This window comes from Psychrobacillus sp. FSL H8-0484, assembly GCF_038005325.1.
GTDB lineage: Bacteria > Bacillota > Bacilli > Bacillales_A > Planococcaceae > Psychrobacillus.
Genome location: NZ_JBBOSZ010000001.1, coordinates 1,504,542 through 1,526,671, shown reverse-complemented (window position 1 = coordinate 1,526,671; position 22,130 = coordinate 1,504,542). Strand labels below are relative to the sequence as shown.

Here is a 22,130-nt window from a genome sequence, read left to right as displayed (position 1 = left end):
TTATCTCCTTATGAACAAAATATATGCTGTCCGATTTTTTTAATTTGTGGTCTAGACCAGATCCATTCACTAGTAGCAGTTTCCGGGTTAAAGTAGTAGATAGCATTTTCAGTTGGATCCCATCCATTTAGTGCGTCTAATACCGCCTCTTTAGCACGTTCATTCGGCTCTAACCAAATTTGGCCATCTGCTACTGCAGTAAATGCGCGTGGTTGGAATATTACTTCGCTAATTGTATTTGGAAAATCAGGGTGATCAACTCGATTTAATATAACTGCTGCAACTGCAACTTGCCCTTCATATGGCTCTCCCCTAGATTCTCCATATACTGCGTTTGCAATTAGCTTTAAATCTTTTTCTGTGTATTTTGGGGGAAGCTGCATATTTGTACTTTCCGGTTTTTTATTTTTTACTTGTGCCTTTAGGTCCTTCCCACCGTAATGTGTAAAACTATTACCTTTTTTTATTTGTTCATGCACAAATTTCTCGTTGAATTCCGAAGCATTCACAAGTTTTTTCTTCGTTTTTTCACCTAACATTCCATCGACAGGAAGCCCGTATTTCTCTTGAAAATTTCTAAGGGCCCAGTAAGTGCTGTATCCAAACTTACCGTCTATTTCACTCGTGTAATATCCAATGTATTGTAGTCTAGCTTGTAGCTCAATTACATCATCTCCGTATGCTCCCCGTTCTAATATCTGAGCGGAGAAAGCCTGTGTAGGTTGCTCTTGATTTAAAAACGCATAACTAGCTGTACAAATAACCAAGCTAATAAGGATGTATTTAATTTGTTTCAAACGACATCTCTCCTTTTTATATAGCTTGGGTAAGTTTTTACTAAATATACAAAAAAAATCTAGCATCAGCTAGATTTCCTCTCTAATAAAATATTCATGATGTTCATATCTTCTTTTATGCGATAAAATATGTGCTTTCTTTACTTTTGATAAGCCAAATACCCATAAAAAAAGCATGAATGGAACCATTAAGATTAGTTCAAATCCAGTAAAAATTAAAATGCTATTATATATTATATGCAAGACTAAAGGAGCTGCTAATGCATACGTAATTTCATATCGGGACTTATTTAAAGTTGAAAATTTTGCTCTACCTAAATAATAACCCATTACGACGCCAAATAATGCATGACTGGAAACTGGAAGCAACGCACGCATAAATGCATCATGCATACCAAAGTTTAATAGGAACAAAATGTTTTCGACCGTTGCGAATCCAAGAGAAACACTAGCTCCATATAAGATCCCATCGTAAGGATCATCAAACTCCACATGTTTGTATATAGCCACTAGAAGTGCTAACCATTTGAAAAACTCTTCTAAGGTGCTAGAAAATAAGGCATTTCGAACAAATAAGCCTGAAATTACTTGCTCTTCTTGAATTACATGCTGAATAAATAAAATTGGAAAAGTTAATATAGCGCCATATATAAATGTGTGTAACAATAATCTAGAAGGCTCTTTGGCAATTTCTTTACGTAAATAAAAATAACTTAAAAGTGCAAGTGCAGGAGCAATTGCAACGGAAAGCAGTATGAACATATCCTTACTCCTTCCAATTCATTATCTTTATTATACATTATTATTTGCATTAATTGTAAAAAATTTGGGGGTTTTTCTATTGAAAACAATTTTACTAATTCATACAGGCGGAACGATATCTATGCAAGTAAATGCGGAAACTGGTGCAGTAGTTCCTGCTGCTCAAAACCCTCTCATTGTAGAGGCAGAAAAACTAAAAAAACTTGCAAACATTTTGGAAATCGAGGCTTTTAATTTACCTTCTCCTCATATTACCTCTGCGGAAATGTTAACTCTAAAACAGTTAATCGATCAGTATATAGTAGAAAAAAATATTGATGGAGTTGTCATTACACATGGAACAGATACACTGGAAGAAACAGCCTACTTTTTGGACATAACAGTCGATACATCGATCCCGATCGTGATAACAGGTGCAATGAGATCTTCCAATGAAATCGGCTCAGATGGTTTATACAATTTAGTTTCTGCTATAAAAGTAGCCTCATCCAAGGACGCAATTGGTAAAGGGGTATTAATTGTCTTAAATGATGAGATTCATACCGCAGAAAATGCGACAAAAACGCACGCTAGCAATGTCAGCACCTTCCAAAGTCCGCAATACGGACCTATCGGTTTTATTTCAAAGTCCATTGTACATTTTCATCATTCCCCTAATTACCGGACAGTTTTCCCAATTCAAAGTATCTCGAAACGAGTGGCACTTTTTAAAGTATATGCAGGAATGGAACCAGATTTATTAGAATCATCCATCCAGCTAGGCTATGACGGAATAGTATTGGAAGGATTAGGTCAAGGAAATGTGCCGCCGAGCCTTGTTCCTATTATTGAAGATATCTTGCAAAGAAACATACCAATTGTACTTGTTTCTCGTTGCTTTAATGGAATAGCACAAGATGTATATGGTTATGTAGGTGGTGGAAAAGGGTTAAAAGAGCTAGGAGTCATATTTGCACAGGGCATAAACGGTCAAAAAGCAAGGCTGGCACTCCTCATTGCTCTTAATCATCCAGACCCACAAAATGCAATGAACCATATTTTCTCTATCTAAGAAAAGTGCAGGGCGACGGCCATACGATTACCAAAAAGAAGGGGCTGTCCAATAAGCCCATAAATTGAAGCAGGTGTAGAAAAACGAGTCTTTTTCTACACCTGTTTTTTGTATACTTTTTATAAAACTACTATTTTTTGTAGGCAATTGATTGTAGTGAAAGACGGCGACTCCAGCGGAAATAGCAGATGTTTTCTGCACCGAAAGCGAAGCGGCAGGTGCATGAGCTGAAGGCCCCGCAGGAGCGAACATAGGAACGAAGGCTAAGAACGCCACCTCGTGTGGCAACGCCTTCGTGACCAACATCGTGTTGGCCTGAGGAGACTGAAGCCATGCCCGCGGAAAGCGTCCGTCTGGAACGGGAATCAATACATTGGAAAAGGGACCATCTCTCAGTCACTATATGACTTTAGGGACAGCCCCTTCTAGAAATCCCGGTAATGGTGTAATGTCGCTCTGTCCATAGCAATCCGAAAACAAGGAGAAACAAAGTAAATATATGCATATCCATTTTCAAGAAATGGTTTGAAAAGTGCTGAATCTGTCTAGTTACAGAGTATTCTATATGTCATTTCTTTCAATCGATACCGCGAAAGCTTCGTTCTGGTTCTAGAAGTGACCTCTGAAACCTGGGTCACAAGACCAAAAATTTATATTTTTGCGTCTTTTCTCTTGCGTTCTATTTCTTGAGCAATTTGATTTCCGTGGAACCTTCCATTTTCAATAAAAATTTCATTTGCATTATTCCCTGCCGCTATCACACCTGCGATAAATATACCTTCTACGTTTGTTTCCATTGTTTCTGCATTATATGTAGGTCGCCCAGATGTTTGGTCTATCTGAACACCCATTTTCTCTAAAAATACATGATCAGGATGATAACCTGTCATCGCAAAGACAAAATCATTTTCCATTTGGAACTTTCCTTCAGGTCCAGTTAAATAGACAAACTGCTCGTCTATTGACAAAACTTCTGTATTAAAATGCATTTGAATCTCTTCGTTTCGCACGAGCCCCTCAAACTCTGGTAATACCCAAGGCTTTATACTAGGGGAGTATACACTTCCACGATAAGCGACAGTGACATTCGCTCCGGCCTTATTCAGCTCAAGAGCTGCATCTATGGCAGAGTTTTTCCCTCCAATCACCAAGACATTTTGAGCGAAATACGGATGGCCTTCTTTAAAATAATGAAGTACTTTCGGTAAATCTTCTCCTGGAATTCCCATAAAGTTCGGATGATCATAATAACCAGTTGCAATTATGACGTAGGTAGAGTGGTAAGTTGCTTTTGATGTCGTTACAAGGAAGTAGTGATCCTTTTTTTCTACCTTTTCTACATGTTCGTATTTATTCACTTGGATATTTTTCAGCTTCGTTACTTCTCTATAGTATACTAATGCTTGATTTCGCTTTGGTTTTCTTTCCTCTACAATAAAAGGTACATCTCCAATTGCTAATTTTTCACTTGTGCTAAAGAAGGTTTGATGAGTTGGATAATTGTATATTGCTTCTACAATGTTTCCTTTTTCGATTACAGTTGTTTTCAAACCAAGCGCTTGAGTGGAAATTGCAGCAGCTATTCCACATGGCCCTCCTCCTACAATTAAAACATCTACATGTTGTACCACTGATAAAACTTCCTTTCTCTTCTTACTACCTTTGATCAATAGGTGTGCCATGCATCGTTATAATATGACACTCCGATTTTGCCCCTAACCTAAGTGGAACACCCGTCGTACCAAAACCATTGCTTACAAGCTCCGCGCTATTCTCATTTATTTTAAAAGTTCCATTTTCATACATACCAAAAGGACCTAAACGAATTTGACCTCCGTGAAGATGGCCAGCTAATAGTAAATGAGGTTTACTTATCTTTTTCGCATGATGGAAATACGCTGGCGCATGTGAAACAAAAACGAGGATATCCGTATCTTTTACTTCCTGAAAGGCCTCATATATTTTTACATTCCCACTAAATCCATCATTAATCCCAACAAGGCGAATCAAAGAGCTTCTAAAATTAAGTTCGACCGATTCGTTTACGAGCATGCGAACGTTATGCTTATCGAAGATAGATTGAAGTCTTCGTTCATTTACTTCTCGATCGTTATTGCCGTACACGTAATATACTTTTCCCAGTTTTTTTAATTGCTTAATATTGTGCTCTGTACGCTTTAGTGGTACTCCCTTTTCTGTTAAGTCCCCACCAATAATAACTATGTCTACTTTTCCCATAATCGAGTGAATCAGTTTGTCATCTATTTTTCTTCGGTGAATATCGGATATGAAAAATAGGTGAAACTGTTCTCCGTCCTGCATTTCTTTTATTTGTATAGAATGCTCTTTAACGTTAATTTGAAATGCAAGAAATAGCATATATAAAAATAAGATGATGAAGATAACGACAATAGATATGACCATATATATCAACTATAAACCTCCTAAGTAAACATGCAAAAGGACAGGGAATTATCCCTGTCCTTGCTCGTATTTTCTATATTGATAATTTTACTCATCTTTTTCAATATGTAAAACACGAAAACCTGACCTCTCGAGATCCTTTAAAATTCGATCTATTTTTTGATCATTATCAATTTTGAGCACAATTCGGCGAACAAGTTTGTCTGTTTCATCAAATGTTACAAGTGAAATAACAGATGTATGATACTTATGAAGAATATCAGACATTTTTAGAATACGCCCTTCTGATTCAACTGAAGTAAACGTAATCCTCGTACCTTTACTATTCATTCCGAATGCACTTTTAAATTGAGTAATTGTATCATAGCGAGTAACCAGACCAAGAAACTTGTCGTCTTCTACAACCGCAAGGATTGGAAAATCATAGAGCTTGATAAATGCTTTTTCAAATACATCCTCTATTTGAACAAACGTATCTTCTCTAGTAATAACATCTGATACTGTTGTTTGTTGTAAAAAGCTTTCTTTATCTAAATCACTATAAAAAAAGGCTTTGTATAAAAGATACTTATTGAACATTCCTTTATACTTTCCATTTTCAATAATCGGTAGTGCATCAATCTCTTTTGCTTCTAGTTCTTGTAGAGCTTCTAATACTGTAGTATTCACATGTACCGTTAAACATTTTTCTTTCGGAATCATGACACTTTTTACAAACATATAAACACCTCTCCCAAACAAGATACATATTTATATTCAACAAAAGCCACAATTATCCTTCTTTTTATCCTCATTATGGCAGAATTAATTTTTGACCAACAGAAATTTCATTAGATGATAGACCATTTGCGTCTTTAATTTTATCTACTGCATCAGGATTATTATAATAGTTCATAGCTATACGATAAAGTGTTTCTCCTTTCCCTACAATATGTGTGTTAGATTGAACTTGTTGACTGGTTTCTACTTGTGTTTCCTTTTTTTCTTCTAGATTTTCTACATTTTTTGTCTCTTCTTTTTCTTCTGTTTCATTAGTTGTTACAGGTGTTTGTTCTACGCCTTCAGTACTTTCATCGACAGTTTCTTTCGCTTCTTCCTGTTTACTTAATCCATTTGAAATTGTTTTAGTTTCCATTTGGATTATACCAGGATCGGTAACTTCTTCCTTTTCCGGTGTGTAGAAAAAATTAAAATAAATGAACATGGAAAGGGGAATTAAAATAAAAACACCAAATAATGTGGGAATTAATACATTTTTCGACTTTTTCTTCGCCTTTTTCGATGAATTAGATCTTCTGCTTCTTCTTAATTCAGTAGAATCATCTTCTAAACTGATTGATTGTCTATGTTCATCAATTTTTTTCTGATAGTCATCTTGTTTCATATTAGTCTAACTCCATTTCTGCCTTCTTATCTACTTCTATTATGCCGAATTTTGTTGAAAATGTAAACTTATCAAAAGTTTAACTAGAGGAGCAGGCTATTTAGTCTATTTTTCCAATTTAACTCAATTTTCTCTATCTTTTGTTCTTTATCCATTTGAAAAATATCTTGTATATGAAGACCGCATTTAGAACAACAATGAACCGGCCTTTCCAACAACTGTTCATCGAAATAGTGTAATAATTGTTCTCTCACACATACCTCATTTTGAAGCATTGTGTATAAGCTTTGAATTTCTACCCACTTCTTTTGTTTAATGTTTTGAAATAAATGAATTGTTTCCTGTTCAGTTAACTCTTCCTTCCAGTAATTTAAAATACGGGCAGTTGTTTCTGGAAGCTGTAATTCCATACCCTCTAATTGGTGTTGGTAGGTCAATCGAATATCAGGTTCACCTGGAAAATCTTGCATTGCAACATAAAATGCTTGTTCTACATCTGAGCTCGAATATATGATGGAGGCAATAGATTGCTTACCGTCGCGGGCAGCTCTACCTACCTCTTGCATATAACTAGCAATAGAAGTTGGGATATGATCATGTATAACTTGTCTTATATCACCTTTATGTATACCCATTCCGAAAGCATTTGTAGCACAGATCCAATCCAGTTGTCCTTGCTGAAACTGCTGTTGAATTAATATGCGATCGTCTTGATCCATTTTAGCATGATAGAACGCAACACGAATTCCTCGATTTCGTAGCTCCTCTGCATAAAATTCTGTTTTTTTTCGGGACTGAGTATATAAAATACCTGGTCCTCTTGTGGAAGTTATCCTTCCAAATATCCATGCTATTTTTTCTTGTTGGTTTTCTACCTCTCGTGCTTCGTAAGCAATAGAAGTACGGTCAAGCGAATGGATATATTCAAATGGACTTTTCATTAATAACGTCGATTTAATATCTTCTACTACATTTTTAGTTGCAGTAGCAGTCAGTGCGAGTACAGGAACATCTTTAACATTTTTTAGCGATTTCGATATTCTTAAATAATCAGGTCTAAAATCAAATCCCCATTGCGAGATACAATGTGCTTCATCCGCCACAATATAGGCAATCGGTATTGCAGATAGCGCTTTGTTAAAACGTTCGTTCTGTAGCATTTCAGGCGAAGTAAAAATAAACTTATAGACGGCTAAATTCCTAAGAACTATTTCTTTTTGGTCATAAGATAAAAATGAGTTAATGGCAATAACTCGTTTCTCCCCCATCATTTTAAGTTGTTCTACTTGATCTTGCATTAACGATAACAAAGGTGAAATGACAATAACAGTCCCATCCATAAAGTAAGCTGGCAACTGATACAACAACGATTTCCCCATGCCAGTGGGTAAAATCGCAACTACATCCTGTCTTGCAAGAACTTGCTCTATTACTTCTTTTTGACCTTCTCGAAAAGAAGTGTAACCAAATTTACTATGAAGTACTTCAGTCAACTTATCCATGCACTTCTTCCCCTTTTGTTAAAGCGAGTCTTATTTGAAAATAACTTAAATCCGAAGCATTTTCCCGAATAATTTTTAATTTTTTCGTTTTTAATTGTTTAGATATATCCAACACTCTTTGAAGTTGCTCAGATGTTATAAAAGAATAAATAGGAAAGCTTTGATTAGCGGAAACAATTTCAATGACATGATCTTCAATTGTATTTAATTTTAAAAAGCGCATTTGTGCAATTTCATCGATGGTATATCCTTTTTCAAATAATTGACTTGTTTTCGTTGCCGAATCAGTTAAAGGAGTGAGGACATAAATATCTTTCAATAGTGCATACAAATCTGGAAATTTCTCAGCAGTTATATCACTTAACAGGATATGCAGACACTCAATAAATTGAAATTTCATATCTAAAATTGTTGAGTTTTGTGCCTGCGCAAGCTGCTCCCAGGTCAAGCCGCTTTCTTTATATCCACTTAGTCGATACACAAACAAGGTGCGATGTATTTCTAATAATTTTGGATTTTCGAGAAGTATCATAAGTTGATTCTTAAATTGGGAACCAAAAGTTGAGGATTGGAAATTTCTCTCTAATAAAAATCCCCTCACAAAATGATGTATAGCGTTATCTTTTTGATTTGGTATAAATCTTTTCTCGTTTGCCTGGAAATGGGATAATGTTTGTACAGTAAGATCCAATCTCCTCCAGAAAATATGTTCATTACCTCTTAAGTCCCATCCATTGTAAAGAGTTTCTCTCATCGACTTGATTTGCCCAAGTCCTTTTTCGGTAATAAAAATAAACGCTTCTTTCTCTTCTATAAGATTATTGGAGAGAAGTGTTGAAATTTCGACATTATATTCTTCTTTAGATAGTTTAGGATAAAGAGAGAAAAAAGGATGAAGATCAAAATAAGTAACGTCTTGTATCGTTTGTCCTGATTTCTTTCCTTTTAATAGATAATACGGTGCCATGGAAGACCGTTCTCCATTAAATTTATGTATGATTACAAGTAAAAGTTTTTGAAAATACAATTGAAATACCTCACATTTATAAAGTATTTTTGTTGAAAAGTAATGAAAACATCTTTAGAATGAATACGATAGCTAAATCGTGTAAGTAGGTAAAAAGGAGAGAATATAATTATGGCTAAATATACAATAGTAGATAAAGATACATGTATCGCATGCGGAGCTTGTGGAGCAGCTGCTCCAGATATCTATGATTATGATGATGAAGGAATTGCTTTCGTCATTTTAGATAATAACATGGGTACGACGGAAGTTCCAGAAGAACTGCTAGAGGACATGGAAGATGCTTTTGAAGGCTGTCCTACAGATTCCATAAAAGTAGCAGACGAATCATTCGAAGGTGACGCTTTAAAGTTCGAATAATACAATACGAAAGGTCGTTTCTCTCCATTAGAGAAACGACCTTTTTTTAATTTACATTAGGAAGTTGAAATGAATGTGTTACTTTATCCAGCAAAGGTTTCATTCGCTTAAATAAAACAATCATAACAATTGTCACTAAAATACCTTTTATTAAGTTAAACGGTAAAATACCGAAAATAATTGTATTGAATAATGCTGTACCTGTTTCCATTGGGAAATTTAAAAAATAGGAATACATAGGTAAGAATACATAATAATTTAAAATACTCATGCCAAAGGCCATCGAAATTGTTCCTGCTCCTAAACCAAACGCAATTCCTTTAGAAGATGTAACTTTACGATAAATTAAATAAACAGGTGTTAAAAATAAAATACTTGTTACGAAGTTAGCCATATGTCCAACTGGTACACCAGTTGGACTACCTGCGAACAGCCAATCTAACACATTTTTCAAAAATGCAACGAGTACTCCTGCTATAGGTCCCATAGTGATTGCAGCAATTAATGCTGGAATATCACTGAAGTCCACTTTCAAATATGCAGGTAAAGCAGGTAACGGAAACGCCAGCAGCATTAATACAAAAGAAATACTACTCAACATAGCGATTGCAATAAGCATTCGCGTCTTACTTTTAATCATAAATCCTCTCTCCTTTTGCGATTCACTCCACAAGAAGAAAGGTTCAGATCGTTTGTATAACTCAGAAAATCCCTTAAGCGGTTATTTGCTTAAGGGAGTAAAAGGTACACTTAAATAAGCGTATCCGTATAGAGCATACGAAAAACGACTGCACCTTCACCTTCTCCCATCCAGACTATACTGTCGGCTTTGGAATTTAACCAAATCCTGCCTTAACGGCTCGCGGGCTCAAGAAAAAAAATTCTATTACCGCCGATCGGGAATTGCACCCTGCCCCGAAGATGAATCAATATTTTTTTGTCCTTCAAGCTAGTTATCTTGAATTAATAACATCTTAACAAAATAATGGAGGAGATGCAATAATACTGTTTCATATTTTAGTAGAAGGCTCTGTTAAACGATCATGTTGTTATGAACGAAAATCCGCTCGCTTTCCGATAGAAAAAAAGAATGCTACCCCTAAGATATTTAAGGGTAGCATTCTCAGCTATTGTTTTGTTTGCAAGATAAATCCATTAGGACCTAGTGGTTTAGGAAGTGTCTTTGTTAAATCAAATTCCTCCCATTGCTGCTGGACAATATTTTCCAGCTTCACTTCAGTCTCAAAGCTAGCTGCTGTTAAAGCGAATGCTTCTATCATCAGGGTTGCATCTTTTCGATCCAATGTTGTTAAGTCTAGAGGTTCATCAAACTGAATAACAGCAGTCCCATTGTCATCTCTATAGGAATAAGTAACTTCATTTGGAATAACAGGAATGTAAAGATCACTCTCTCGTTTCTTCATTTGCTCAAATGCCTCAGAAATTGTTGTAACTGCATTTACATTGGAAGTTAAATACGCTCCACCGTTCAAAGCTACATATTTGTGATAGTAACGCCCATTTACACCAGTTAAAGGGGTAGGTTCATCCAAGGGTCCGAACTGATCCCAAACGCTAGGAGTTCCATCCTCGTTTAATCTAACTAACCAATCAAAGTCTGAGAAAATTTCATTTATTGAAGTCCAATAAGGAATGGATGTGCCAGAAGCTGTATCATAGCCATGGCCTTCTGGTAAATAATGCTTTAACACATTATCCTCTGCCACAAAATAACCTTTGTATGGATGATAATCATTAAATCCTAATGCCTCTTCATCAATCATTTCTGCATAGCGTTCATACAACTGTAGACTATTTGGCTTTATATCAGGAAAATCAATAGCTATTTGCTCTTTTGGAATAATAATGGTCACTGGAAGCGAATATGCATTTTCCACTAACGAAAAGTGGAATACCGTTCCTCCATTTAAACTATCTCCATATACAGCCGTTGCGGAAGAATTAAGTGGTAGCAACTCTACTGGAGACTCAACAATACTAGCCATTGTTGTCATTTCATTTGTTTGTTCTTGTTCTTTTGATTTACTATCATTGGTCTCTATTGATTTATCTTCCTCTACACTTTCTTCTGTTACATCCATAGAACGCATACTTTCTTCTTTTGAAGATCGGTCAGCCTTACTTTCTTCTTTCATCGTCGTTTCTTCATTTATATAAGAGGAGACAAGAAAAGTTAACAAAATAACGGAAGCAACTGAAACGACTAAAGGCATCCATCTAGATACAGAGCCGCTAACTTTATTTCTTTTATCTTCAATCTTGTGACCTTCTAGTTCTGTTTGTACCCTCATTAACACTTCTTCCTTAGGACGATGATCTGTAAATTTGGGCATGTTACTTAAAAGCTCATCTAAGATGCGATCTTCTTTTTCCATGTTACTCATGATGAACATTACCCTCCTTTTCTTTTACAGATAACCGTTGACGAAGTGCTTTTACTGCACGATGCTGCGTTGTCTTCACTTTACCTTCTGTCCAATTTAATATTTGGGCTGTCTCCGCAATCGAAAGCTCTTGAAAATAACGCATAATAATGACCATCTTTTGGTCACCCGTGCATTCATCTAAAGCAATCAGTAAAGTTTTCATTTCATCATTTAACTGCACTAAATCTTCTGGAAGCATGTCTGTAGACGCGAGCTGCATGTTCTCCCAATCAAACGAATCAAACAATCTTTTCTTTCTAACCGCATGTTTTCTAAAATGATCAATTGCTACATTCTTAGCAATTGAAAATAACCAGGTTTTTTCCGAACTTTTTCCTTCGAATTTACTATAAGCTCTTAACACACGAACATATACCTCTTGGACCAGGTCTTCCGCAGTTTGTCTATTTTTCACTAAATAGATCAAAAACTGAAAAACGTCTTGATGATAACTATCATACAAGCGGTGGAAAACGGAGTCATTCATATGCTCCCCCCGTTCTTTCAATTAGTCGTTTCATGTACAGTTTTGTTTCACTAACTTAAAGGTAATTTAATAAAGAATGTCGTCCCAATGCCAACTTCGCTTTCAACTGACAAAGAACCATTATGTCTTTCCACAATATTTTTAGCTATTGCAAGCCCAAGCCCAGTTCCACTCTTCCCTCTTGTTCTTGCTTTATCTGCTTTGTAAAAACGTTCAAATACATACGGAAGGTCTTCTTTCGGAATACCATATCCTGTATCCGCTACCTCAATCGTAATTTTCTGATTTGCATGTGCTAATTTAACCTTTACGGCCCCGTCATCTGGTGTATGTCGAAGTGCATTATCTATTAAATTAGTAAGTACCTGCTCCATGCGATCTTCATCAATTTGTAAATAAAGTCCTTCTGATAGTGTATGTTCAAACGCCAATTGTATATTTTTTTCTTTTGCAATTTGATCAAACTTTTGAGTAATACGTTCTATCGTTGGAATAATGGAAACTTCTTCTTTGTAAATACTTAAATACCCAGACTCTAATCGAGCTAGATCGAGTAGCTCTGTCACTAATCTTCCCATTCGTTTCGACTCATCATAAATAACACGTATCATTTCGTTTTTGTCTTCTTCTGTCGTTACTACATCATCTATAATTGCTTCACTATATCCTTGTAACATGGAAATAGGCGTTCTTAGCTCATGCGAGACATTAGCAATGAAATCGGATCGCATCTTATCCAAACGATGTTGTTCCGTCTTATCTCTAAGAACTACTACCGCTCCACGAACAGAGTCTTTACTATACAGAAGACTAATAGATACGGAGAAATAGGCTCCTTTAATCTCTAATTCTTCATCTATTTCTTCCTCCAAGTTAAATACATGATCTAGTAGATGATGTAACTCTGCAGGTAGATGGGAATTATTAGTTGTTTCATTGTTAGCATACCATTTTTGAAAGAGCTGGTCTGCCTGAGGATTGCTTACAATAACATTAAAATCTTTATTGAATGTAATGACGGCATCTGTCATAGATGTGAGAATACTAGAAAGTTGTTCTTTTTCTTGATTAATCACTTCCACATGGTGCTTTAACTGTCTTCCCATTCGGTTAAAAGCAGAGCCCAGCTCCCCAATTTCATCTCTTTGAAGATATGGAACTTTCGTTTCAAAGTTTCCTTTTGCTAATTCCAATGCTGCTTCTCTCATACTTCGCAGAGGAGATGTAATTCGAGAGGTTAAAAAGAAGGTGAACATAGTTGTTAGTAACAATGCAATAAAACCAGATAAAAAGACTATTTTTGTCGTACTATTTGAAGTCTTATTCACTACTTCTAAACTTTGATAAATAAATACTGCTCCATGTTTTTCTTTGTCCGATTCTAAAGGAGAAGCAAGAATAATATAGTTTTCCATCCGATCTTCAAAAGTCATGGAAGGCATAAGCGTCTTTTTAATAATCGTTTTATCAGAAGTATATATTTTAGCAAGATCCGTATCATCTAATATCTTGTCTTTAATTACGTCTTTATTTAGTCCTTCATGGACTGATAAAAAGACAGATTCGGAGTTTCGGACAATTAAGGCATTCGTTTCAGAACCCAAAATATCTTGGATGATTTCCAGGGAGTCTTCTACTTCATCATGCTGTTCCACTATCTTTCCAATGGTAGCAGCTTCTTGTCTAAGTGACTCCTCCGCTTGTTGCGTATGGAAATCTTCCAAAAATTCCAGCATTAATACCGTGACTATAAACAACACAAATAAGACGAGAAGCAATATGGTTCCCCATAGCTTCCCGACAACACTATTCCAAATTCTATTCATTGACTACCTCAAATTTATAGCCTACACCCCAAACAGTCACAATCATCTTCGCTGATTTTTCGGATACTCTGTTTAACTTCTCTCGTAAACGTTTCACATGTGTATCTACTGTTCTTAAATCTCCAAAGAAATCATAATGCCAAACTTCTTTTAGTAATTGTTCACGATCGAATACTTTATCAGGTGCTTTCGCTAAGAAATAAAGTAACTCATATTCTTTCGGAGTTAAACTTACCTCAACACCATCAGCAGTAACACGATGTGCATCGTGATCAATGGTAAGATGTGGGAATACCACGATATCTTTCGAGACTGAAATCCCTTGCGTTGGAGAAAACGCAGATGATCGCTTTATAAGAGCTTTTACACGTAATACAACTTCTCTTGGGCTAAAAGGTTTTACGATATAATCGTCAGCCCCTAATTCAAAGCCTTCTACGCGGTTTGCTTCTTCCCCTTTTGCTGTTAACAATATGATTGGGGTTTCTTTATGCTCTCTTAGCTCAGTAATTACTTCAATACCATCCTTTTCAGGCATCATGATATCTAATAATATACAATTATATTCATTTTCTAGTGCAAGTTGTAAAGCAACCTCACCATTTTCTGCTTCTTCTACAGCATAACCTTCTCTTTCTAAGTACATTTTCAATAAACGACGAATACGTTCTTCATCATCTACTACTAGAAGTTTTATCATTTCAGACATAGATTATCATACCCTTCTTCAACATCTACTATATATTGTACAGTTACTCTTACTAAAATGAAAGAAAAGCTCTTAACTCTTTAGTATAAGAGTTAAGAGCTTTTCTTATAAATGTAACAATTACGCGTAGGAGTGAAGCCCAGCAATAATTAAGTTGACAGCAATTAAGTTAAACATGATAATGATAAATCCTATTAATGCAATCCAAGCTGACTTCTCACCTTGCCAGCCTTTTGAAAGACGAAGATGCAAGAATAATGCATAGAATAGCCATGTAATAAGTGCCCACACTTCTTTTGGATCCCAGCCCCAGAAACGTGACCAAGCTTCATGTGCCCAAATCATTGCGAAGATAAGTGCACCTAGCGTAAATACAGGGAAACCAATCAATACAGCCCGATATCCAATTTCATCCATTAGCTGAGAGTTCGCCTTTTTAGCCAATGGTTGTAAGACAGCAGCAAGACGCTTACGTAGGATTAATCTTAATAATAAATAGATAACTGTACCAAATAAAATTGCCCAAGTAACGGTTGTTAATTTCTTTGCGTTTACAAGTGGAGGCATCTCTGCAAGAGGCTCAAATGCATTTTCAGTAAGTGCTACAGATTGATTCATACCAAATAATGCTGGCATATTATATTCAATCGTATGCTCCGTTTCGTCTTTACTTACATACGAATACTCTGCTTTATAATCTGCAATTGCAAAACTTGTTTGTGCTACAACAAATCCAACAACAAGTATTAGCAGATACATTACAGCTTCAATCCAAAATCGTTGTTTCGATTTTTTCGTCATATCAATATTTTTTAATAACCAAATAAACCCTGCAACCGCACTAATTGCTAAAATTGATTCACCTAGTGCTGCCGTAATTACGTGAATCGTTAACCAATAACTCTTAAGTGCAGGGATTAACGGTGTAATTTCTTTAGGGAACATACTCGCGTATGCAATGATTAATACTGCAATTGGTAAAGCAAATAGACCAAGAGCAGGCGTTTTATAAATAAAATAAATTAAAATAAACGCACCTACAACCATCATTCCAAATGCAGTTGTAAATTCAAATAAGTTACTAACTGGCGCATGTCCAGCTGCAATCCATCTAGTAATGAAATATCCTAAGTTGGATACAAATCCAATTATCGTTACAATAATTGCCATTTTCCCCCAACGAGCATAGGACTTAGTTGATTCTGAACTAGAGGATCTAACTGCACCACCAAATAAAAATGTCCCTATTAAATAAGCTACGAATGCAATAAATAATAAATTACTACTTAATGAAACCATCTTGTTATACCCCTTCCTCTTTTTCCTCTTGGGAATCTATATCTTGTTGATCTTCATATTGTGGGAGATTTGAAACTTTTGAAACTTCATCTAAATCCTTTTTAACACTGAGCCAGTTTTTATTCGTATGCGCTGCTACTACAACTTGTCCATTTTCTAGTAGCTGAATCCAAATACGACGATGGTTCCAATAAGACCCTTGTGCTACCCCAATCATAAAGATAAGACCGCCAAGTGCAAGAATAGGAAGTGTTAAATCTTTTCGAATCGTTAATCCTGAAACGTCTCTTGTTTCTACGCTTTGGAAGGCAATTTTATGTTTGTTTTCTCCAAGCGGTTCCAAAGTTTCTTTAATCATAACGAAACTAGTTTCACCTTTAGGATATTCAGGACTATACATTTTCACTAAAAATGCCGGATTGTTTGGAATTGGAGACTTTGATTGTGGTACGCCTTCTTCAAAACCAGTAAAGTCAGCATAGTAATCTAGAATTTCAACTTTATAGCCATTTTGCAATTTATATTCGGTTTGAGGATTTGCTAAATCAATTGTAAATTCCCCAAACGAATCTGCCGTTGCTTTGTCCTGTAACTGGAACGTCATTGATTTCAGTTCATCTAGACGGAAATCCATTTGAAAAACAGAAAAATGATCGAATTTCAATGGCTTATTTACTTGAATAGATTCTTCTTTTACAAAAGCCAAATCTTCTGGTTGTCCTGCAACTGCATCTTCTGGTCCTTTATACAAAGCGACATCTGATTGATAGTTCTTTGCTATGCTACCAACACGATCTAGAGCAGCTCCATATACTTCTTCCGATTCTTCCTTTGTATAAGTTTCATAAATGAATTCCTTACTTTCTAAGAAATAACCATCTGTTTTTGGAATATATAACGTTTCTCCTTCACGCAACCACATTGTCTCATCTACGTAGAAACCTGGCAGTGCTCGAAGCATGACACCAAATAAGAACAATATAAGACCTAGATGGTTCACATAAGGGCCCCAGCGGGAAAAACGACCTTTCTCAGCTAAGATAGCATTTCCATCACGTTTCACTTTATAGCGCATTTTTTTCAACTTTTCTTCCGCTTGTTCAATAGATTTGATCGGAGAATCCACTTCACCCGTTCCATAAACACGTTGTCGAGTCAAAAAACTAATATGTCTTTTGGTTTTCTGTTTTTTAAGTGATTTATAAAGCGGGATAACTCTATCTAAACTCGCAATTACCAAAGAAATACCTAGCATTCCAACTAGTCCTTGGAACCACCAAGAGCTATACAAATCGGATAATCCAAGCTCGTAATAAATTGTTCCAAAAGTCCCGTAAATTCTTTCATAATAAGCTGCAATTTCTTCTTCGTTAACTGCGGGTACATAAAACACTTGAGGAAGTATAGTACCAATTGCTGCTGCAATTAAAATAGCTACAATTATCCACATACCTACTTTAACACTCGAAAAGAAATTCCAAATTTTATCAATAATTGTTTTGTTATATGTTTGTGATCGTCTGGCAGATCCTTCATACCTCATATCTACCAATTTCTTATCTTTTGTCTCTTGATTTAAAGGACGCCCACAGCTTTCACACAATTCTGTGCCAACTGGATTAACATGTCCACATGTACAAACTATCTTGTCCATTTATAAGACTCCTTTAGGAAGGTTTAATTTGTTCCATAAAATTCGCTATGTCTTGCTCTGTCATTTCACCTTTAATAATCTTTTCAATTTTTCCTTCAGGATTTATTAAAAATGTTGTTGGCAAAGGATCGATATTATATGATTCCATTACGCTCTTATTTCGATCGATTGCAATAGGAAATGATAATTTATAGCGATTCGCAAAGCTATTTACTTTTAAATCTGATTCACCAATATTAATTGCAAATGTTTGAACTCCTTGATCTTTGTATACATTAAATTGATTGTCCATAGCAGGCATTTCTTTGGCACATGGCTTACACCAAGTTCCCCAAAAATTTAAAAATACCCCTTGCCCTTTATAATCAGAAAGTTTATGTTCATTACCTTCCATATCAACTAATACGAAATCCGGTGCTTTATCGCCAACTTGTAAAACTGCATTTTTATCTTTTGTCAAGTTTGAATATACAGTAAATACAATAGCAATTGTAAGCACTACCAAAATAAAAGTTCGAATATAAAATCGTTGCTTTTTCGATTGAGCCACTCTTTTTCCTCCAGTCCATGCATAATCGTCAATATTATACCAAAATAAACCTATCAGAAAAGGACTACATTTGAATGGTTTGTGAACTTTTTAGATCAGTTACCTATTTTCCCAGTTTCAGCTAACACGCGAAGCTGTTTTATTTCATGTGTTGTTAATTCGCGCCAATCACCAGCATTTAGGCCATGTAATGTTAAAAAGCCAAATCTTTCGCGTTTTAATTTTTGCACAGGAAAACCAATAGCATCAAACATACGACGCACTTGTCTATTTTTTCCTTCATGAATGGTTATTTCTACTATTGCTTTATTCGTTTTTCTTTCTCCGGATAATAACTTTACTTTAGCAGGAGCCGTTTTTCCATCTTCTAAAACGATTCCACGCTCTAAAGGCCTTAACTGTTCCTTTAATGGAATTCCCTTTAATCTTGCTACATACGTTTTATCTACTTTAAATTTTGGATGCGTTAGAGCATATGAGAAATCACCATCATTTGTTAAAAGTAATACACCTGATGTTTCATAGTCTAATCTTCCTACAGGGTAAAGGCGCTCTGTTACATGAGGCAATAAGTCTGTCACTGTTTTCCTACCTTTGTCATCCGAAACAGCAGATATTACACCTCTTGGTTTATAGAGTAAGTAGTACACTTTTTGTTCTTTTTCTAATTTTACTCCTTCAACTTCTACCGTATCCGAATTCGAAACTTTTGTTCCTAGTTCCGTAATAACTTTTCCGTTCACTTTCACTTTTCCTTGAAGGATTAATTCTTCCGCTTTTCTTCTCGATGCTACACCTGCATGTGCAAGTACTTTTTGTAATCTTTCCAACACATTCACCTCGTCCATTCTTTCCAGTTACATGACTGAATTATGTCACACTTTCCATTAAAATAAAAGAAGACAGTCTTTTGTAAAAACTGTCTTCCAGATTATTCTACTTTATTTTCTTCACATTAAAACGCAGAGCGACTTGATTGTCTATTGTAACGTTCCACAAATATGGATTTTTTACACTGGCTTTTCGAGGAATTAACAGCACATTATTTAACTTTTTTTGTTCTTCTTCATTTAACAATAAATAATAATCCTTATTGACTTCAATTATATCCTTTTGAAAGAGGCGATACTTCCCTTTTTCTACTACTTTTACGACATCATAGTTTTGGAAAATTTGTTCTGCAAGAGCGGTATGAGTAGCCCAGTCATTTGAATGGTTTAAAGTGACAACGATCACTTCTTTTTCTTTTTCCTTAAAGTAAGTGACGAGCGTACGCCCTGCTCTTTTCGTATATCCAGTTTTTCCTGCAACTGCGTGATCATTATCATGCAATAATCTATGCTTATTACGCCAAATAACAGCGCGTTCTTTTGGTTTAAAGGTTTTGGCTGAAGCAATTTTTTTAAATTCCTCATTTTGTAACGCCAGTCGGAACATATTTGCCATATCTAATGCAGAGGCATAATGATCATCATGATGGAGTCCTGATGGATTTGTAAAGTGTGCATTCTCTAATCCTGCAAGCTGTATTTTTTCATTCATCATTTTTGTAAAGCCTTCTAGTGATCCCCCTGTATGTTCCGCAAGGGCATATGCAGCGTCATTTCCAGATTGTAAAAGAAGACCATGCAATAACGAATTAACTGTCCACACTTCCCCAGCTTGTAAATACAAAGAAGAACCTTCTTGAATGGCAGCATTAGAAGAAATAGTTACTTCTTCATCCAACGAAGCGTTATCAAGCACCGTTAATGCAGTCCAAACCTTTGTAAGGCTCGCTATTGGCAGTTCCGCATTTACATTGCTTCCTTCTAATAATCTGCCTGTTTTTGCATCAATTACTGCATATGAAGAGGAAGCCTCCACATCGTTAACGTTCCAAATCAGTAAAAACAAAAATAGAATGAGCGCTTTTTTATAAATAGAAAATACTCCTCTTTATATTATTTCTATCCTTCAAATGCTTCTTGAAACTTCGTCATAAAAAGATCCGTGTCTTCCATCTCATCTACAGCTACATCCTCCGGTAATGGTGGAAGTCCATGAATATCTTTTAAACCAAAGTATTGAAGAAATTCATTAGTTGTACCATACAAAATAGCTCTGCCTGTTCCCTCTGCGCGTCCAACCTCTTGAACAAGCCCTTTAGCAGACAATGTATGTATTGGTCGTTCGGACTTCACTCCACGAATATCTTCAATCTCCACTCTTGTAATCGGCTGTTTATAGGAAATTATCGCCAATACTTCCAGAGAGGCTTGTGATAGAGATTGCGTCGTAGGATTTTCTACTAATTTCTGAATACATGCAACATTTTCTTCTTTTGTCACAAACTGAAAAGTACCTGCCAGTTGCTTAATTTGTATCCCTCGATCTTCATTGTCTTCGTAAGCCATTATCATATTATCTATAGCTTCTGCTACTTGTTCTTCCGATGATTCTGTTAAAAAAGCTAGCTGCTTTTTTGTTAAACCATCTTCTCCACTTACAAAAAGCAAGCTCTCTATACTACTCTTCAATTTCGTCTTCGAATTCACTACCTATATCTTCCTTTCGCAAGTGAACAAATAAATCTTCAAAATTACTTTTTTGCTCCACTTGTACAATCTGACGTTTCATAAGCTCGAGCAAAGATAGAAACGTCGTAACTATCGTAGTTTTATCTCTTGTTGGAAAAAGCTCGTAAAAAGATAATCTTCCCCCACTTTGCTTGAGTGTGGCAATGACATTTTTCATTTGATCTTTTATCGACACTTCTTGTTTACTAATTCGCGTGTGGAGTGGAGCGTTCAATTGTTTTCTTCGAAGCATTTTTTGAAATGCTCCAAGCATGTCATACACATTGACGTCAAGTTCAAATAAGGCAAGTTGTTGATTACTTTGGTATCCACTTAAATCTGTAGGTGGCCGTGTGTAAAAGAGATTACGAGTTTCCTCCATCTCTTGTAAACTATTAGCAGCTTCTTTGTACTTTTTATACTCTATTAATTTGAGTACTAACTCGTCCCGCGGATCATTCAAGTTGATATCAAAATCATCATCCATCTCATCATCTTGATGAATGGGGAGGAGCATTTTACTTTTAATGGACAATAGCGTAGCGGCCATTACTAGATATTCACTTGCTTCGTTAAGCTCTAAAACTCTCATAGCATGTATATGGTCCATATACTGTGTTGTTATTTCTGCCATTTTAATATCATATATATCTATTTCCAAACGATTTATTAAATGCAATAATAAATCGAGAGGCCCTTCAAATGCTTCTGTTTTTACTTCATAAGACATAAAACTCCACCTATTATTCGGTTTTTAACACTATTATAGAGGAAAGGTGATTGTATTGCACCCCACATTTCATCCTAGTTTTGTTCATTTTTTAAAAGAATTTAATGACACATACGATTATTTTGAATGCCATGAGCTATTAGAGGATTATTGGAAAGAAATTGCTCCCAGACAAAAGAGTCATCCACTAGCAGCACTCATTCTATTATCAACATCTATGTATCATTGGCGTAGAGGAAATAATACCGGAGCGATTAAAACAATGACGGGAAGTATTAATCGACTGGAAGAAACAAGAGAGTCCCCTTTCTATGAAACGATTAATTACACAAAATTGATGCATGATGCGACAAATGCTCTTCGCTTGATGAGAGAAAATAAAGCATTCTCAAAATTTCTTATTGAAATTGAAAATGTACAGCTACTTTCTTTAGTCAGTGATATGGAAGTAGAAACCAGAGAAGATTTACATTTTCTTATTCATAAGCATATGCTTCGAGATCGATCAGAAATACTGGAAGAACGAGAAAAACAGAAAAAAAGAAGAGATGACTTATAACAAA

General features: G+C 35.6%; 23 protein-coding genes and 1 riboswitch. Of the genes, 3 read left to right on the top strand and 20 right to left on the bottom strand.

Features of this window, described 5'->3' with window-relative positions; genetic code table 11:
* Window positions 1-8: 8 nt before the first annotated feature.
* Window positions 9-773 (bottom strand): spore cortex-lytic enzyme, encoded by a 765-nt coding sequence (gene sleB, locus MHH81_RS07090; protein WP_340925157.1) that lies wholly within the window; start codon window positions 771-773, stop codon window positions 9-11.
* A 93-nt stretch (window positions 774-866) separates the two neighbouring features.
* Window positions 867-1,559, bottom strand: a complete 693-nt coding sequence (gene prsW, locus MHH81_RS07085; RefSeq protein WP_340919508.1) for a glutamic-type intramembrane protease PrsW — start codon at window positions 1,557-1,559, stop codon at window positions 867-869.
* A 79-nt stretch (window positions 1,560-1,638) separates the two neighbouring features.
* On the opposite strand from prsW, the gene MHH81_RS07080 reads away from it, so the two are divergent.
* On the top strand, window positions 1,639-2,610 hold the full coding sequence (locus MHH81_RS07080) for an asparaginase (protein ID WP_340919506.1): 972 nt from the start codon (window positions 1,639-1,641) through the stop codon (window positions 2,608-2,610).
* A 650-nt stretch (window positions 2,611-3,260) separates the two neighbouring features.
* Here MHH81_RS07080 and MHH81_RS07075 read toward each other — a convergent pair.
* The 6 genes from MHH81_RS07075 to MHH81_RS07050 form a co-directional block, all read right to left on the bottom strand.
* Window positions 3,261-4,241, bottom strand: a complete 981-nt coding sequence (locus MHH81_RS07075) for a YpdA family putative bacillithiol disulfide reductase (RefSeq protein WP_340919505.1) — start codon at window positions 4,239-4,241, stop codon at window positions 3,261-3,263.
* 25 nt (window positions 4,242-4,266) lie between these two features.
* Complete coding sequence (locus MHH81_RS07070; RefSeq protein WP_340925156.1) at window positions 4,267-5,034, bottom strand: metallophosphoesterase; 768 nt, start codon at window positions 5,032-5,034, stop codon at window positions 4,267-4,269.
* Between the two features lie 87 nt (window positions 5,035-5,121).
* Complete coding sequence (locus tag MHH81_RS07065) at window positions 5,122-5,754, bottom strand: CBS domain-containing protein (RefSeq protein ID WP_340919503.1); 633 nt, start codon at window positions 5,752-5,754, stop codon at window positions 5,122-5,124.
* A 73-nt stretch (window positions 5,755-5,827) separates the two neighbouring features.
* Window positions 5,828-6,418 carry a LysM peptidoglycan-binding domain-containing protein gene (locus MHH81_RS07060; protein ID WP_340919500.1) on the bottom strand — a complete coding sequence of 197 codons (591 nt, stop codon included), beginning with the start codon at window positions 6,416-6,418 and terminating at the stop codon, window positions 5,828-5,830.
* Between the two features lie 83 nt (window positions 6,419-6,501).
* The gene (locus MHH81_RS07055; protein WP_340919497.1) at window positions 6,502-7,920 is read right to left on the bottom strand and encodes a RecQ family ATP-dependent DNA helicase; all 1,419 of its coding nucleotides are present in this window, start codon (window positions 7,918-7,920) and stop codon (window positions 6,502-6,504) included.
* Window positions 7,913-8,887 carry a helix-turn-helix domain-containing protein gene (locus MHH81_RS07050; RefSeq protein WP_340919494.1) on the bottom strand — a complete coding sequence of 325 codons (975 nt, stop codon included), beginning with the start codon at window positions 8,885-8,887 and terminating at the stop codon, window positions 7,913-7,915. Before MHH81_RS07050 ends, MHH81_RS07055 begins: the two co-directional genes overlap by 8 nt.
* Window positions 8,888-9,058: 171 nt before the next feature.
* Between MHH81_RS07050 and MHH81_RS07045 the strand changes: the two genes are divergently transcribed.
* A complete protein-coding gene (locus MHH81_RS07045; protein ID WP_340919491.1) occupies window positions 9,059-9,307 on the top strand; it encodes a ferredoxin in 249 nt (82 codons plus the stop codon).
* Window positions 9,308-9,353: 46 nt separating this feature from the next.
* Here the strand turns inward: MHH81_RS07045 and MHH81_RS07040 are convergent, their stop codons facing one another.
* From MHH81_RS07040 to MHH81_RS06985, 12 genes are all read right to left on the bottom strand, one after another.
* Window positions 9,354-9,947 carry an ECF transporter S component gene (locus MHH81_RS07040; protein ID WP_340919488.1) on the bottom strand — a complete coding sequence of 198 codons (594 nt, stop codon included), beginning with the start codon at window positions 9,945-9,947 and terminating at the stop codon, window positions 9,354-9,356.
* Window positions 9,948-10,101: 154 nt separating this feature from the next.
* A riboswitch (FMN riboswitch) is annotated at window positions 10,102-10,234 on the bottom strand.
* Window positions 10,235-10,434: 200 nt separating this feature from the next.
* Window positions 10,435-11,712 carry a hypothetical protein gene (locus tag MHH81_RS07035; RefSeq protein ID WP_340919486.1) on the bottom strand — a complete coding sequence of 426 codons (1,278 nt, stop codon included), beginning with the start codon at window positions 11,710-11,712 and terminating at the stop codon, window positions 10,435-10,437.
* Window positions 11,705-12,241, bottom strand: a complete 537-nt coding sequence (sigX, locus tag MHH81_RS07030) for an RNA polymerase sigma factor SigX (protein ID WP_340919483.1) — start codon at window positions 12,239-12,241, stop codon at window positions 11,705-11,707. The genes MHH81_RS07035 and sigX overlap by 8 nt, the downstream gene beginning before the upstream one ends.
* A 50-nt stretch (window positions 12,242-12,291) precedes the next feature.
* On the bottom strand, window positions 12,292-14,067 hold the full coding sequence (locus MHH81_RS07025) for an ATP-binding protein (RefSeq protein ID WP_340919480.1): 1,776 nt from the start codon (window positions 14,065-14,067) through the stop codon (window positions 12,292-12,294).
* A complete protein-coding gene (locus MHH81_RS07020) occupies window positions 14,060-14,776 on the bottom strand; it encodes a response regulator transcription factor (RefSeq protein WP_340919478.1) in 717 nt (238 codons plus the stop codon). The genes MHH81_RS07025 and MHH81_RS07020 overlap by 8 nt, the downstream gene beginning before the upstream one ends.
* Before the next feature lie 120 nt (window positions 14,777-14,896).
* The gene (gene ccsB, locus MHH81_RS07015; RefSeq protein WP_340919476.1) at window positions 14,897-16,075 is read right to left on the bottom strand and encodes a c-type cytochrome biogenesis protein CcsB; all 1,179 of its coding nucleotides are present in this window, start codon (window positions 16,073-16,075) and stop codon (window positions 14,897-14,899) included.
* A gap of 4 nt (window positions 16,076-16,079) precedes the next feature.
* Window positions 16,080-17,729 carry a cytochrome c biogenesis protein ResB gene (gene resB / locus MHH81_RS07010; protein WP_340919473.1) on the bottom strand — a complete coding sequence of 550 codons (1,650 nt, stop codon included), beginning with the start codon at window positions 17,727-17,729 and terminating at the stop codon, window positions 16,080-16,082.
* A 13-nt stretch (window positions 17,730-17,742) separates the two neighbouring features.
* Window positions 17,743-18,279, bottom strand: coding sequence for a thiol-disulfide oxidoreductase ResA (resA, locus tag MHH81_RS07005; protein ID WP_340919472.1), 537 nt, complete (start codon window positions 18,277-18,279; stop codon window positions 17,743-17,745).
* Between the two features lie 95 nt (window positions 18,280-18,374).
* Window positions 18,375-19,109 carry a pseudouridine synthase gene (locus tag MHH81_RS07000; RefSeq protein ID WP_340919469.1) on the bottom strand — a complete coding sequence of 245 codons (735 nt, stop codon included), beginning with the start codon at window positions 19,107-19,109 and terminating at the stop codon, window positions 18,375-18,377.
* A 106-nt stretch (window positions 19,110-19,215) separates the two neighbouring features.
* Window positions 19,216-20,175, bottom strand: coding sequence for a D-alanyl-D-alanine carboxypeptidase family protein (locus MHH81_RS06995; protein ID WP_340919465.1), 960 nt, complete (start codon window positions 20,173-20,175; stop codon window positions 19,216-19,218).
* Between the two features lie 53 nt (window positions 20,176-20,228).
* Window positions 20,229-20,816 (bottom strand): SMC-Scp complex subunit ScpB, encoded by a 588-nt coding sequence (gene scpB / locus MHH81_RS06990; protein WP_340919463.1) that lies wholly within the window; start codon window positions 20,814-20,816, stop codon window positions 20,229-20,231.
* Entirely contained in the window at window positions 20,788-21,567 is a 780-nt protein-coding gene (locus MHH81_RS06985; protein WP_340919460.1) for a segregation/condensation protein A, read from the bottom strand. The genes scpB and MHH81_RS06985 overlap by 29 nt, the downstream gene beginning before the upstream one ends.
* Window positions 21,568-21,622: 55 nt before the next feature.
* On the opposite strand from MHH81_RS06985, the gene MHH81_RS06980 reads away from it, so the two are divergent.
* Window positions 21,623-22,126: a DUF309 domain-containing protein gene (locus MHH81_RS06980; RefSeq protein WP_340919457.1), complete on the top strand. Its 504-nt coding sequence runs from the start codon at window positions 21,623-21,625 to the stop codon at window positions 22,124-22,126.
* Window positions 22,127-22,130: the final 4 nt, after the last annotated feature.